Genomic DNA, 12,186 nt, shown 5'->3' on the forward strand with positions numbered 1-12,186 from the left:
TGGTGCTTGTATCCGGTGAATTACAGGTGTGTAATTGACCTCGGCGCGCCGCGGACGGATGCGCTGGTCACAGACCTAGCCTGAAGGGGAAAGGAAAGGCGCCATGCCAAGCATCCCCCAATCTCTGTTGTGGATCTCCCTCGTCGTGCTGTGGCTCTTCGTGCTGGTGCCGATGCTGGTGAGCAAACGCGACAATGTCCGGCGCACCAGCGATGTCGCCTTGGCGACCCGGGTGCTCAATTCCGGGCGCAACGCCAGGCTCCGGCGACCCCGTGCCGCGGCCGGTCATCACAGCGACCCGGACTGGCGGCCTGCCGAGGACGAGTACGAGGCCGACTTCGACGACGACGACCGCCCGCGGTCGGTGGTGCTGGCCGCCGCCGCGCCCGAGGTGGAGGAATCGCCCTACCTCGACGTGGACGTGGTCGACGAGGACTCCGGCGCGCTGCCGATCGGGGAGTCCTTCCAAAAGCAGGCCGAGGCCGAAGAAGAGCCCGAGGAACTGACCCTCGACTTCGACGCGGCGGAGCCGGAGACCGCCCCGCAGCCGGTGGCCGAGGCCACCGAGGAGAGCCTCGAGGATGCCGAGGAGGTCACCGAAGAGGTGGTCACCGAGGACGCCGCTGACGAGGTGGACGAGGCCGACGACTACGAGTACGTCGACGACACGTCCGGCCTGGAAGCCGAGGACGGCCTGGAGGACGACGACGAGCCGGCGTTGGCCGAGTCGATGGCCTCGGCCCGACGGAACCGCTACGAGTCCAAGACCGCGCAGGCGGTCAGCGCGCGCAAGTACACCTTCCGCAAGCGGGTGCTGCTGTCGATGGCCGTGGTGATGGTGATCTCCGCGGTGCTGGCCGCCGTGGTGTCGCCGACCCTGTGGTGGCTGGTCGGTTCGGTGGTTGCGGTGACCGTGCTGTACCTGGCCTACCTGCGCCGCCAGACCCGCATCGAGGAGCAGCTGCGGCGCCGCCGTGCCCAGCGGGTGATGCGGTCCCGGCTCGGCGTGGAGAACACCGGTGACGGCGAGTTCGACGTGGTGCCCTCACGGCTGCGCCGCCCGGGTGCGGCCGTCCTGGAGATCGACGACGAGGACCCGGCGTTCGAGCACCTGGCGTACGCGCGCTTCTCCCGTGACTACGATCTGCCGCGCGCGGCGGGCCAGTAGCGGCCGGTTTCTGCCGGGGCGGGTGGTACTGGTAGCCTGCTTATCGGTCAAGGGGCTATAGCGCAGTTGGTAGCGCGTCTCGTTCGCATCGAGAAGGTCAGGGGTTCGATTCCCCTTAGCTCCACCAAAGATTCGGCCATCGAACCCTCGATGGCCGAATTGGTTTTCCACCGACGATTCAGCGGCCGACCTGTCGGTATGAGTTGGCGACGGGGTTTGATCAGGCCCACAACGCGCCACTGAGTTTCACCGATTCGTCCCACAGCCGGACGGCGCTCTCGTTCGCGCGCAACGGCTTCCATAGCTTCTGTTCCCCCGGCGGGCCGCCGGCGTTTCCCGGCCATTGTGGCCCGAAGAACACGCCCGGCTCGGCGGCCGTCGCGGCCAGCAGCGCCGGCAGTTTGGCGCTGCGCACGGTGCCCACCAGCAGGCCGCGCGCCGAGAGCAATCGGATCATCCGCACGCCCAGGGTGTCCTCGGCGCGCCCGACCTCCGGCCGGGCCGCAAGCAGGTTGGTCGGTGCCACGCCCGGATGTGAAATGTTGCTGGTGATACCCCAGCCCGCAGAGGCACTGCGTCGGGCGAGCTCCAGCCCGAACAGCGCACACGCGATCTTGGACTGACGGTAGGCGGCCATCCCGTCATAGGACCGTTCCCAGTTCAGATCGGCCCAGTTGATCCTCCCGCTGCGGGCGGCGACGCTTGTCTGCGTGGTGACCCGGGCGCCGCCGGCCCTCAACAGCGGTAGCAGCTGTGCGGTCAGCGCGAAATGCCCCAGATGGTTGGTTCCGAACTGCAATTCGAACCCGTCGGCGGTGGTCTGCCGCCCGGGCGGGGTCATCACACCGGCGTTGTTGATCAGCAGGTGGATCGGGGAGCCCTCGGCGCGCAGTTCGGCTCCGAGGTCGGCCACCGAGGCCAGCGCCGACAGGTCGAGGTTCATCAGCCTCAACCGCGCCTGGGGGTGCTCGGCACGGATGGCGTCGATGGCGGCGGCACCCTTGCGCGGGTTGCGGACCGGCATCACGACCTCCGCGCCGGCCGCGGCCAGCCGGGTGGCGATGCCGAGACCGATACCGTCGCTGGCTCCGGTGACCACGGCGCGCTTGCCGCTCAGGTCCGGAATGGTCAGTTCGTGGAGTTCAGGTGCCATGGTCACGACCCTGCCCGCATGACGGCGCGGTATCCACGGACTGATGATCCGTGGTTGACCGTGCGGTGCCCAGCGACAATGACGGACATGATCGATCGATCCGGACTGGCCGCATTCCTGGTGCATCGGCGCGGGGCCCTGCAACCGGAGGATGTCGGATTGCCGCGTGGCCGGCGTCGGCGCATCAGCGGACTGCGCCGTGAGGAGGTCGCCGCGCTGTGCCACATGTCGACGGACTACTACGCGCGGCTGGAGCAGGAACGCGGACCGCAGCCCTCGGAACAGATGATCGCCTCGATCGCCCAGGGACTGCACCTGTCCCGCGATGAACGCGACCATCTGTTCCGGCTGGCCGGGCATCGACCCCCGGCGCGGGGCGCCGGCACCGACCACATCGGTCCCGGCATGTTGCGGATCTTCGACCGGCTCACCGACACCCCGGCCGAGATCGTCACCGAACTGGGAGAGACGCTGCGCCAGACCCCGCTGGGTATCGCGCTGATGGGCGATCTGACCCGGTACACCGGTCCGGCGCGCAGTATCGGCTACCGCTGGTTCACCGATCCCGCAGCTCGCGCGATCTACCCGCCTGAGGATCACGAATTTTATTCGCGGATGTACGTTTCCGGGTTACGCGGCATCCTTGGATTGCGCGGTCCCGACTCCAAGGGTGCTCAGTTGGCCGAGCTACTGAGCGGGCAGAGCGAGGAGTTCCGGACACTGTGGGACCGGCATGAAATCGGTATCAAACCGCGTGCTGTCAAGCGGTACTGCCATCCGGAAGTCGGTGCGCTGGAACTGAACTGCCAAATTCTGTTGGACCCCGAGGAATCCCATACGCTGCTGGTGTACACCGCCGCTCCGGGCGGCGATTCCTATCAGAAACTGCAGTTGCTATCGGTCCTCGGACGCGCGGTTCGGACGGGTGAAGCCAGATGATGTGTTGGCGTTGCTCGCGGTGATATCGCGGATGTAGCCGTACAGTCAGCCCATGAGTGCATGGCTGGTCAGCCACATCCCGGCCGGCTGGCTGCTCGTCATCCTGATCGTCGTGGTGGCCGGCGGGTCGGTGCTGCTGCAGCGCGTCGTGCGCCGCCGGTTCCCGCACCTGACGGGCGAGGACCACAACGACGTCACCCGGTTCACCTACGGGGTGATCGGCTTCGTCTACGCGTTCTTCATCGGGTTCGTCGTCTCGGCGATGTGGGGCCACATCAACACCGCTGACGCCAACGTCCGCGCCGAGGGGGCAGCGGCGGTGCAGCTGGCAAGAGACACCGTCATTTTCGGTGACCAGGAGGCCGGGCATCTGCGCGCCGCGCTGCTGACCTACGGGAAGGCGGCGCTGGCGGAATGGCCCGGTACGGGCGACCGTAGTGCGGAGGCGGACCGCGCGCTGGCCGGCCTCTACCGGGCCTACGAACAGGTCGTCCCGGCGACGGACACGCAGAAGACGCGTCTGGCAACGTCTTTGACCAACCTCGACAAGGTCAGCCAGGCCCGGACGGTGCGGTTGCTGCAGGCTCGTGACGACGACGGCGCGCCCTGGCCCCTGTGGGCGGTCATCTTCCTGACCAGCGCGCTGGTGCTGGGCACCGCCATTGTCTACGGCGTGGAGAGGCCGTCGCTGCACTATCCGATGGTGGCGATAGTCGGGGTCCTGGTGGCCACCAACCTGTTCCTGATCCTGCAGTTGGCGCACCCGTTCATCGGTGACGCGGCGACCTCACCGGATCCGCTGCGGGAGTTCGTCGGGATACTTGAATCGGCCAGCGGTTAGAGCCGGTACATCTCGCGGGCCATGGCGGCGTCCTCCATGAACGCCTCCCGCTTCACGGCGCGGTAATCGGCGTTGCGTTGCCACTGGCGCACGGACGCCGCCAGCCGTGCCACCCAGCGCCGAGAATTGATGCGTGGCAACGGTATCGAACTGATCGGAGACCCTCGTAAGGGTTGTGCCTGTGTCATGATTCGACGCTACGAACCCGGCGGGGCCGGAGCATCGTGCCCGGGGGCGATCTTGAATTGCGACCGTGGTAGGAGACGGCCCCATCCTGGGCATGAGAGCCGCGTCACACAGCCCCGGCGCGTGCGCATATCGAACGAAACCCGCTAATTGACGCAAAGGTTGTTGCCTGCGGAAACGATTCTGTCGGCAAACGGAGGAAAACCGGTCGAAACCGTCACGGATGCCGCGGGATTTCGGTAGGGATATCGGTATGGGGGTCGAGAAATACGTGGGTCGGGTCGGTGCACTTGCGGTCGCGCTGGGGGTGGGCGCGGCGGTCGCGGGATGGGGCGCGGGGGTCGCCCACGCCGACGAGGGTGGCCCCGCAGCCACCGATTCGGCGCCGAGTTCCGCGGAATCTGCGGAGTCGTCGGCGCCCGACGACACCTCCCCGGCGCCGCAGAAGCCGGCCGAGACCGCCAACCCGGACGCCTCCGAACCGGACGCCGCCGAAGATGAGCCGGCCGCAAAACCGCCGAAGGGGCGCACCGTCAAGCGCGCGGACCGGCCGCGCCGCGGCCACCAGCGCGCCACCGACGATGAACGGGTCACCGTACCCACTGAGAAGGCGGAGTCCACGGACCCCGAACCCGCACAACCGAAGCCCGGGCAGACCCCCGCGGCAGCGGAACCCGAACCGGATCCGGTGCCCGTCCCGGGCACGGCGGCGCCCCAGCCTCGGTCGGCCGAACCCGAGGTCGACGCCACCGCCGGACCGTCCGCTCGGGTCGAGAAGGCCTCGGCCGGTTCATCGTTGGGTCCCGACGCGGGACCGTCCAAACACCTCCCGGGCGCGGGGCCGCAGCTGTGGACGCTGGCGGCCTTCGCCCGCCGCGACCTGGAGCCGAGATCCTCGACCACCGCGGAGGTCTCGCAGGTGCAGACGTCATCGGCGGTTCCCGCGGTGGCGCCCGGCACCGTCACCTACACCGCAGGCCCGACGCTGTTCGATCGGATCGCGGTCGCCGCGCTGCGGGTGATCCGGGAGGTGTCGCGGTTCATCGGGGTGAATCTGTACGGCCAACTCGGCAAGGCGATGGCCAGTTCCAACCCGCCGTTCTTCGCCAAGTTCGGCCTCGAGGTCAAGCGCACCGAATTCGAGGTTGCTCCCGGCGAGTCGTGGAAGGTCTGGGAGTTCGTCCCGCCGGAGCCGTCGGGCAAGACCGTCATCGCGGTGCACGGCGGTGGGTTCATCCTGGAACCCATTGCCCTGCACTGGCTCGACTATGCGGATATGGCGCGGCGCACCGGCGCCACGGTGGTGGTGCCCATCTATCCGCTGGCCACCACCGAGCGCGGTGCCGCGGTCAACATCGTGCCCGCCATGGCGGACTTCATCGCCGCCCGGATCGCCACCGACGGTGCCGAGAACGTGAGCATCTACGCCGATTCGGCCGGGCCCAACCTGGCCCTGGGCGCCATCCGCGACCTGGTGCTGCGCGGTGACGAGCTGCCGTCGGCGATGGTGCTCGTGTCGTTCACCCCGGACCTGTCGCTGTCCAATCCCGATGCCTTCGCCATCGACGACCCGATCCTCGACCTGGACAATCTGGAGTTCTACGCCGACGAGAACCACTGGGGTGACGGCCTGGATCCGCGGGACCCGATGATCAGTCCGCTGTTCCTGGAAGACGAAGTGCTGCAAGCTCTTCCGCCCACCACCGTCTATGTCGGATCGCTGGAATTCGTGCTACCGGACACGTTGCTCTTCCACGAGCGGGCGAATGCGGCCGGCGCGTCGGTCTCCACCGTCGTCGGCGTCGGGCAGTACCACGACTGGCCGATCGGCGGCCTGCCGATCAATTCGCAGGCACCCAAGGTGCGCAAGGCGATCTTCCGTCAGCTCGGGCTGATCGCCTGACCCGGACCGTTCTCGGCCAGATACGTCCGCACGTCCTCGTCGAGTTCGACGCCGAACGACCGCAGCATCCACCCCAGCGTCTCGTAGGCGCCGACGGTGAAGATCGCGTCCAGGATCTGCTGGGTGTCCAGATGCGCGGTGAGCGTGGCCCAGGTGGCGTCGCCGATGACCCCGTCGGCGACGAGTTCGTCGGCGGTGCGCAGCAGCGCGGCGTCGATTTCCGACCAGATCGGTGACTGGGGGCCGGCCTCGATCGCGGCGACCTCCTCGCCCGAGATGCCGACGTCGCCGGCGATCACCACATGCTGAGCCCACTCGTACTCGGATTGCCGCAGCGTCGCGGTGCGCAGCACCAGCAGCTCGCGCTGGCGCGGAGTCAGGGTGCTGGCCCCCAGCAGGTGCCCGTTGAAGGTGAAGAATGCCCGCGCGAGTTCCGGGTGATAGGCCATCGCGCCCAGCACGTTGAGGCCCTTGGGGCGTCCCTCGGTCGGCAGCCGGGGATGACGGCGCACCGGCGGGTTCATCGCCGCCAGGGCGTCGCGCATCTGCGGTGGCCAGTCCTTGGTGTGCAGCGGGTCAACGCGGGTCATGAACGGCCGTTCCTCTCGTCGTGGCGGCCGTCGACGATGACACCTGCGGCGTCCTCGATCGGCCGGATGATGGTGGTGAAATCCGAGTCGGCGCCCTGGTCGGCCAGGGCGGCCTCCCAAGGCTGCCCGACGGCCTCGGACACCTGCAGGTCCAGACCAAGCTCGGCGGCCTCCCGCAGGCACAACCGGAGGTCCTTGACCATCAGACCGGTCGCGAAGCCGAAGTCGAATGTGCGCGGCAGGATGGCGCGGGGGAACTTGTCGCGGCTGGCGTGGGTGGCGCCCGAGCCGGCGTTGAACACCTCGATCATCACGCTCGGGTCCAGCCCGGCCTTCACACCGAGCACCACCGCTTCGGCGGTGGCGGCCAGGGTGGTGGCGGCCAGCAGGTTGTTGGCCAACTTCATGGTCTGCGCGGCCCCGGGCAACTCGGCGATGAAGATGGGCCGGCCGAGCGTCTCCAGCAGGGCGCGCACCGTCTCGAACGCCTCCCGGGAGCCGGACACCATCACCGCCAGCGTGCCGTTCTCGGCTCCGCGCACTCCGCCGCTGACCGGGCAGTCCAGCGCGGCGATCCCGGCGCCGGCCAGTCGGGTATGGGTGTGGGCGGCCTGCTGGGCGCCCACGGTCGACAGGTCGATGTAGTGCGAGACGCGGGACCCGTCGGCGACCGCGGCGGCCACGTCGGCGGAGGCCTGCACCGAGGGCAGACTGGCCAGCACGGTATCGGCGCGGTCGGCGACCTCGGTCGGGGAAGCGGCGGGCGTCGCGCCCAGCCCGGCGGCGATGTCGAGCACCTCGGCCCGGGTGTCGAACACCGTCAGATGGTGGCCGGCGTCCAGCAGCCGACGCGCCATCGGGAAGCCCATGTTGCCGAGGCCGATGAAGCCGACGGTCATGCGCCGGCCGCGTCCAGCTCGGCGAGGACCTCCCGGGCGATCCGGAAGCTGTCCACCGCGGCGGGGACTCCGGCGTAGACGGCCACCTGGAGGAACACCTCGCGCATCTCCTCGCGGCTGACCCCGTTGTTCAGGGCGCCGCGGATGTGGGTGCGCAACTCCTGCGGCCGGTTCAGCGTGGCGATCATCGCCAGATTGAGCATGCTGCGGGTCTTGAGCTCCAGCCCGTCGCGGCCCCACACCGCGCCCCAGCAGTACTCGGTGACCAGATCCTGCAACGGGCGGGAGAACTCGTCGGCGGTCTGCGCGGCGCGCTCGACGTACTCGGCGCCGAGCACCGCGCTGCGGATCTCGCGACCCTTGTCGTAGGTCTGCTGGTCCATTCCGGGTCCACCCTTCGCGTCGGCGGGCCCGGCGGCGTCAGCTCGCGGCGGGCTCCTGCAGTTGCCACAGTTCGTTGGACAACAACCTCTGCAACTTATCCAGTACCGCGGCCACCTCGGTGTCGGTGCCCACGAATCCGGCGTAGAAACCCATCCCGAACATCAGTACCAGCAACATCTCGACCAGTGCTGAGGCGTCGGCTTCGTCGGAGAGCTCGCCGTTTTCGACGGCGTCGCTGACGGCGGTGCTCAGGAACTGGCGCACATCTTCGCGCGGCGCGTAATCGTCGTTCTTCAGCTCGGGGTGGCGGAACGACTCAAGCATGGAGGTGACCAGGAAGGCGGCCGCCGAATCGGATTCGCGGTGCGCGGCGAGCATCCCGTTCATGAAGGAAGACAGTTTGCCGAGCAGAGTCGTCTCGTTCGCCGCGGCGGCTACACCGGCCTCGAACATCACGGTGCTGGTGCTTGCCAGCACATGACTGTAGAGATCTCGCTTGTTGGCGAAGTAATGATTGATTGCCGGGCGGGTGAGATTCGCGCGTTCGGCGATCGCCTGAAACGTCGACGCATCGTAGCCAAGTTCGCTGAAAACCTGCCGGGCAGCAGAGATTATCCGTTCACGGGTTTCAGCACCGTTAGCTGCTCGAGGGCGCCCGCGAGTTCGGCGCAGCGAATGTGTCATACGCGGAGTTTGCCACACCTATCTGACTCGTGCGTAGAAAACCCCCCGAAGTGCTTGTTTTTGCGAATACATAGCAAATGCCGGATACGGGGTTGTTGCCGACCCCGACCTGGCCGCCGTAGCCTCGTGGGGTGTCCGGTGTGACCGCTGTCCGTGCCGACGAACTGGCCGCTCTGGAGTTCTTCGCCGGTTGCCCCGCGGACACCCTGCTGCCGCTCGCCGCGCAGGTCGAACCGTTGGCTGCGTCGCCCGGACAGGTGCTGATGCGGCAGGGAGATGCGGCGCTGACCTTCCTGCTCATCGACTCCGGTGAGGTGACGGTCACCCACCTCGGCGACGACGGTGAGGCGACCGTCGCGCACCTCGGGGACGGTGACGTGGTCGGGGAGATCGCCCTGCTGCGCCACACCGAGCGCAGCGCCACCGTGGTGGCGGGCAGCGAGCTGACCGGGTGGGTCGGCAACCGGGATGCGTTCACCGAGATGCTGCACCTGCCCAAGGTGATGGAACGGCTGGTCCGCACTGCGCGCCAGCGGCTGGCCACCTACATCACGCCCATCGAGATCGCCCTGCGCGACCATCTGGTCCTGCATCTGCGGCCGGTGCTGCCGGGGGACAACGTGCGCACCGTGGGCGGGCCGATCGAATTCTCCGCCGAGACCCTGTACCGCCGATTCCAGAGCACCCGGGCACCGGCGCCCGCGCTGATGGCCTACCTGTTCGAGGTCGACTACGTGGATCACTTCGTGTGGGTGATGACCGCCGGTGCGGACGGGCCGGTGGTGGCCGACGCGCGCTTCGTGCGGGAGGGCCACGGGGTCACCACCGCGGAGGTGGCGTTCATCGTCGCCGACATCTACCAGGGCAAGGGCATCGGCACCTTCCTCATGGAGGCGCTCGCGGTGGCCGCGCACGTCGGCGGCGTCACCCGTTTCACCGCGCGGGTGCTCAGCGACAACTACAGCATGCGCGCGATCATGGACCGCGCCGGCGCGCACTGGGTGCGCGATGATCTCAACGTGGTGATCACCGAGGTCGACGTGCCCGCGCGGGACGCGTTGACGATGAGTGCCGACGTCTACCAACAGATCGCCGACATGGCGCGGCACGTGATGCGGACGGTGAGTTGATGCCGGGTGCCAGGCCGCCGATCAACAAGGACACCCGGCTGTGCATCTCGCTGGCGGCGCGGCCGAGCAACATCGGTACCCGGTTCCACAACTACCTGTACGACGAACTCGGCCTCGACTTCATCTACAAGGCGTTCACCACCACCGACATCGCCGCGGCCATCGGCGGGGTGCGGGCGCTCGGCATCCGCGGGTGCTCGGTGTCGATGCCGTTCAAGTCCGACGTGATGGCGCTCGTCGACGAGATCGAGCCCTCGGCGCGGGTCATCGAATCGGTCAACACCATCGTCAACGCCGACGGCCGGCTGACCGCGTCGAACACCGATTACTCTGCCGTGCAAGCCCTCATCGCCCAGCACGGGCTGGACCCGGCCGACCACGTCATCATCCGGGGCAGCGGCGGGATGGCCAACGCGGTGGCCGCGGCCTTCGCCGGCGCCGGTTTCGGCGGCGGCACCATCGTGGCCCGCAACGGCAGCACCGGCCGCGCGCTGGCCGACCGGGTGGGCTGGGACTACGCCCCCGAGGTCGGGGCACGCCGCGCCCCGATCCTGGTCAACGTCACCCCGATCGGGATGGCCGGTGCCCCGCAGGAGAGCGAGCAGTCCTTCGACGACGACGCGGTCGGTGCCGCGAACGCGATGTTCGACGTGGTGGCGATGCCCTCGGAAACCCCGGTGATCACCGCCGCCCGCGCGGCGGGGGTCAAGGTCATCACCGGCGCCGAGGTCATCGCCCTGCAGGCGGCCGAACAGTTCGAGCGCTACACCGGTGTCCGGCCGACCGCCGAGCAGATCGCGGCCGCGTCGGCGATATCGCGGGCCTGACGCCTACGGCAGGATCGTCGTCTGATCGTCGATGGCGGCGGTGGCGTCCATCAGCGGGCCCATCTGTTCCTCGGTGCCCTCGGCGTTGATCTGCAGCACGAACACGCCGCCGTCGGTGGGGATGACCGTCGTCTTCTGGGCGACGAGCAGGTTCTTGCCGTCCTTGACGTAGGTGCCGCCGACCTGGACGGCGTCGAAGCCGCCGAGCTTGCCGGGCTGGCCCTCGTTGCCGCCGTTGTACTCCGGCAGGTTCTTCAGCTCGCCGGGCGCGAACTCCAGGATCTTGGCGCCGTCGACGTCACCGGTGAGCTTGGACATGATCGCGGTGATGGTCGGCGGCGGGGGCGGCATCGACGGGTCGGCGAACACGATCTGACTGAACGCCCATGCCGGGGTCCCCGGGCCGGCGTCGACCCATCCCGGCGGCATCGGCAGATTCACCGTCGGGGCATCTGGGTCGCCGCGCTTCACCTGAGACTCGGTGATCTTGTTGTCCTTGACGTACTCGGCGATCGTGTAGCTCTCACCGGCCGGCGCGGCGGCGGCGCTGGTGGTTGCCTCGGCAGCTGCGGAAGTCTCGGACGTGGTGGTGGTCTCTTCGGCACTGCCGTCGGTCTCGGTCTTGGTGTCCGAGCCGCAACCGGCCAGGGCGAGGCTGAGCGCCGCGGCCGCCGCGGCCACACCGCGCGCCGTCGTCTGCTTGTTCATCACGTCTCCTGTCGTGGGCGATCTTGTGCGCGACGTTACCGGTCGGCGCGGGGCCCGGCGGGTTGTCGGGGGTTCTGCGGGCCCGCGTGTGGTACCACAGGCTATGCGCGGCTACGTGATCGTCCTGGGCGCGGTCCTGACCGTCGCCGGATGTGCCGGGGAACCGGACGCACCGCCGGTCACGTCCGGCACCGCGGTCGCGACGGGCTCGGCCGTCGTCGACCCGGCCGCCGTGGCGCGGGTACGCAGCGAGCTGCCGCCCGGCTACGAGGTGGGAGACCTCGCGGATCATGCTGCCCCGGCGTCGTTCTGGGGGATGAAACCGGATTGGACCGCGACACCGGCGCAGTGCGGCGTGCTGGCCGATCCGGCCCCCGGGACCCCGGTACACGGCTGGTCGGCCTCGGGGCCGGGCGGCATCGTCTACGCCATGGTGTCCGGGCCCGGGACACCCGCCGCGCTGCCCGACGGCTGCGCGGCGTGGACGCTGACGGGTGGGCGCACCACCGCCACGGTGACCGCGGTGGCGCCGCCGCAGATCCACGACACGCCGACGGTCGCGATGAGCGCCGTGGCCACCACCGTCGTGGAGGGCGGGACCGAGACCCGTTCGCATGCCGACACCGTGAGCGCCTATCTGGAGTCGGGATACGTCGCGTCGGTGACGGTGGTCACCGATCCCGGCTCGGCGCTGCCGGCGCTGGGTCCCGAGGTCGCCGCGCGCCTTCTCACGCAGACGGTCACCGCGATTCGCGGGGCCGGCCGGTAGATTGG

At 68.8% G+C, this 12,186-nt stretch carries 14 protein-coding genes and 1 tRNA gene; 8 read left to right on the forward strand and 7 right to left on the reverse strand.

Features of this window, described 5'->3' with window-relative positions:
• The first annotated feature begins 103 nt into the window (after positions 1-103).
• Positions 104-1,168, forward strand: a complete 1,065-nt coding sequence (gene sepX / locus V4U86_RS04820; protein WP_395310147.1) for a divisome protein SepX/GlpR — start codon at positions 104-106, stop codon at positions 1,166-1,168.
• A 51-nt stretch (positions 1,169-1,219) separates the two neighbouring features.
• Positions 1,220-1,295, forward strand: a tRNA-Ala gene (locus tag V4U86_RS04825).
• Positions 1,296-1,388: 93 nt separating this feature from the next.
• Here the strand turns inward: V4U86_RS04825 and V4U86_RS04830 are convergent.
• On the reverse strand, positions 1,389-2,321 hold the full coding sequence (locus V4U86_RS04830; protein ID WP_395310148.1) for an SDR family oxidoreductase: 933 nt from the start codon (positions 2,319-2,321) through the stop codon (positions 1,389-1,391).
• Positions 2,322-2,408: 87 nt separating this feature from the next.
• On the opposite strand from V4U86_RS04830, the gene V4U86_RS04835 reads away from it, so the two are divergent.
• Together V4U86_RS04835 and V4U86_RS04840 are read left to right on the forward strand one after the other, a co-directional pair.
• A complete protein-coding gene (locus V4U86_RS04835) occupies positions 2,409-3,260 on the forward strand; it encodes a helix-turn-helix transcriptional regulator (protein ID WP_395310149.1) in 852 nt (283 codons plus the stop codon).
• A 52-nt stretch (positions 3,261-3,312) separates the two neighbouring features.
• Complete coding sequence (locus tag V4U86_RS04840) at positions 3,313-4,101, forward strand: hypothetical protein (protein WP_395310150.1); 789 nt, start codon at positions 3,313-3,315, stop codon at positions 4,099-4,101.
• On the opposite strand, the gene V4U86_RS04845 is transcribed toward V4U86_RS04840, so the two are convergent.
• Positions 4,098-4,289, reverse strand: coding sequence for a hypothetical protein (locus V4U86_RS04845; protein ID WP_395310151.1), 192 nt, complete (start codon positions 4,287-4,289; stop codon positions 4,098-4,100). The genes V4U86_RS04840 and V4U86_RS04845 overlap by 4 nt on opposite strands.
• A 251-nt stretch (positions 4,290-4,540) precedes the next feature.
• Here V4U86_RS04845 and V4U86_RS04850 point away from each other — a divergent pair, with 251 nt between their 5' ends.
• Positions 4,541-6,190 (forward strand): alpha/beta hydrolase fold domain-containing protein, encoded by a 1,650-nt coding sequence (locus V4U86_RS04850; RefSeq protein WP_395310152.1) that lies wholly within the window; start codon positions 4,541-4,543, stop codon positions 6,188-6,190.
• Here the strand turns inward: V4U86_RS04850 and V4U86_RS04855 are convergent.
• Genes V4U86_RS04855 through V4U86_RS04870 form a run of 4 tightly spaced genes read right to left on the reverse strand, consistent with a single transcriptional unit; the run spans position 6,169 to position 8,747 of the window.
• Complete coding sequence (locus tag V4U86_RS04855; protein ID WP_395310153.1) at positions 6,169-6,780, reverse strand: carboxymuconolactone decarboxylase family protein; 612 nt, start codon at positions 6,778-6,780, stop codon at positions 6,169-6,171. The two genes, V4U86_RS04850 and V4U86_RS04855, sit on opposite strands and share 22 nt — an antisense overlap.
• A complete protein-coding gene (locus tag V4U86_RS04860) occupies positions 6,777-7,679 on the reverse strand; it encodes an NAD(P)-dependent oxidoreductase (protein WP_395310154.1) in 903 nt (300 codons plus the stop codon). The genes V4U86_RS04855 and V4U86_RS04860 overlap by 4 nt, the downstream gene beginning before the upstream one ends.
• Positions 7,676-8,062, reverse strand: coding sequence for a carboxymuconolactone decarboxylase family protein (locus V4U86_RS04865; RefSeq protein ID WP_395310155.1), 387 nt, complete (start codon positions 8,060-8,062; stop codon positions 7,676-7,678). The genes V4U86_RS04860 and V4U86_RS04865 overlap by 4 nt, the downstream gene beginning before the upstream one ends.
• Positions 8,063-8,099: 37 nt before the next feature.
• Positions 8,100-8,747: a TetR family transcriptional regulator gene (locus tag V4U86_RS04870; protein WP_395310156.1), complete on the reverse strand. Its 648-nt coding sequence runs from the start codon at positions 8,745-8,747 to the stop codon at positions 8,100-8,102.
• Positions 8,748-8,878: 131 nt separating this feature from the next.
• Here V4U86_RS04870 and V4U86_RS04875 point away from each other — a divergent pair, with 131 nt between their 5' ends.
• On the forward strand, positions 8,879-9,877 hold the full coding sequence (locus V4U86_RS04875) for a GNAT family N-acetyltransferase (protein ID WP_395310157.1): 999 nt from the start codon (positions 8,879-8,881) through the stop codon (positions 9,875-9,877).
• The gene (locus V4U86_RS04880; protein WP_395310158.1) at positions 9,877-10,704 is read left to right on the forward strand and encodes a shikimate 5-dehydrogenase; all 828 of its coding nucleotides are present in this window, start codon (positions 9,877-9,879) and stop codon (positions 10,702-10,704) included. The genes V4U86_RS04875 and V4U86_RS04880 overlap by 1 nt, the downstream gene beginning before the upstream one ends.
• Positions 10,705-10,707: 3 nt before the next feature.
• Here V4U86_RS04880 and V4U86_RS04885 read toward each other — a convergent pair whose 3' ends face one another.
• Complete coding sequence (locus V4U86_RS04885) at positions 10,708-11,412, reverse strand: LpqN/LpqT family lipoprotein (protein WP_395310159.1); 705 nt, start codon at positions 11,410-11,412, stop codon at positions 10,708-10,710.
• A gap of 103 nt (positions 11,413-11,515) precedes the next feature.
• Between V4U86_RS04885 and V4U86_RS04890 the strand changes: the two genes are divergently transcribed.
• Complete coding sequence (locus tag V4U86_RS04890; RefSeq protein ID WP_395310160.1) at positions 11,516-12,181, forward strand: DUF5642 family protein; 666 nt, start codon at positions 11,516-11,518, stop codon at positions 12,179-12,181.
• Positions 12,182-12,186: the final 5 nt, after the last annotated feature.

The sequence above is a fragment of the Mycobacterium sp. AMU20-3851 genome, assembly GCF_043974665.1.
Taxonomy (GTDB): domain Bacteria; phylum Actinomycetota; class Actinomycetes; order Mycobacteriales; family Mycobacteriaceae; genus Mycobacterium.

What these genes read in the sequence shown, in the direction of transcription:
- V4U86_RS04870 (WP_395310156.1), bottom strand. Translation starts at nt 8,747, where the DNA reads ATGACACATTCGCTGCGCCGAACTCGCGGGCGCCCTCGAGCAGCTAAC.
- V4U86_RS04835 (WP_395310149.1), top strand. Translation starts at nt 2,409, where the DNA reads ATGATCGATCGATCCGGACTGGCCGCATTCCTGGTGCATCGGCGCGGG.
- sepX (WP_395310147.1), top strand. Translation starts at nt 104, where the DNA reads ATGCCAAGCATCCCCCAATCTCTGTTGTGGATCTCCCTCGTCGTGCTG.
- V4U86_RS04880 (WP_395310158.1), top strand. Translation starts at nt 9,877, where the DNA reads ATGCCGGGTGCCAGGCCGCCGATCAACAAGGACACCCGGCTGTGCATC.
- V4U86_RS04850 (WP_395310152.1), top strand. Translation starts at nt 4,541, where the DNA reads ATGGGGGTCGAGAAATACGTGGGTCGGGTCGGTGCACTTGCGGTCGCG.
- V4U86_RS04845 (WP_395310151.1), bottom strand. Translation starts at nt 4,289, where the DNA reads ATGACACAGGCACAACCCTTACGAGGGTCTCCGATCAGTTCGATACCG.
- V4U86_RS04865 (WP_395310155.1), bottom strand. Translation starts at nt 8,062, where the DNA reads ATGGACCAGCAGACCTACGACAAGGGTCGCGAGATCCGCAGCGCGGTG.
- V4U86_RS04860 (WP_395310154.1), bottom strand. Translation starts at nt 7,679, where the DNA reads ATGACCGTCGGCTTCATCGGCCTCGGCAACATGGGCTTCCCGATGGCG.
- V4U86_RS04890 (WP_395310160.1), top strand. Translation starts at nt 11,516, where the DNA reads ATGCGCGGCTACGTGATCGTCCTGGGCGCGGTCCTGACCGTCGCCGGA.
- V4U86_RS04885 (WP_395310159.1), bottom strand. Translation starts at nt 11,412, where the DNA reads ATGAACAAGCAGACGACGGCGCGCGGTGTGGCCGCGGCGGCCGCGGCG.
- V4U86_RS04840 (WP_395310150.1), top strand. Translation starts at nt 3,313, where the DNA reads ATGAGTGCATGGCTGGTCAGCCACATCCCGGCCGGCTGGCTGCTCGTC.
- V4U86_RS04855 (WP_395310153.1), bottom strand. Translation starts at nt 6,780, where the DNA reads ATGACCCGCGTTGACCCGCTGCACACCAAGGACTGGCCACCGCAGATG.
- V4U86_RS04830 (WP_395310148.1), bottom strand. Translation starts at nt 2,321, where the DNA reads ATGGCACCTGAACTCCACGAACTGACCATTCCGGACCTGAGCGGCAAG.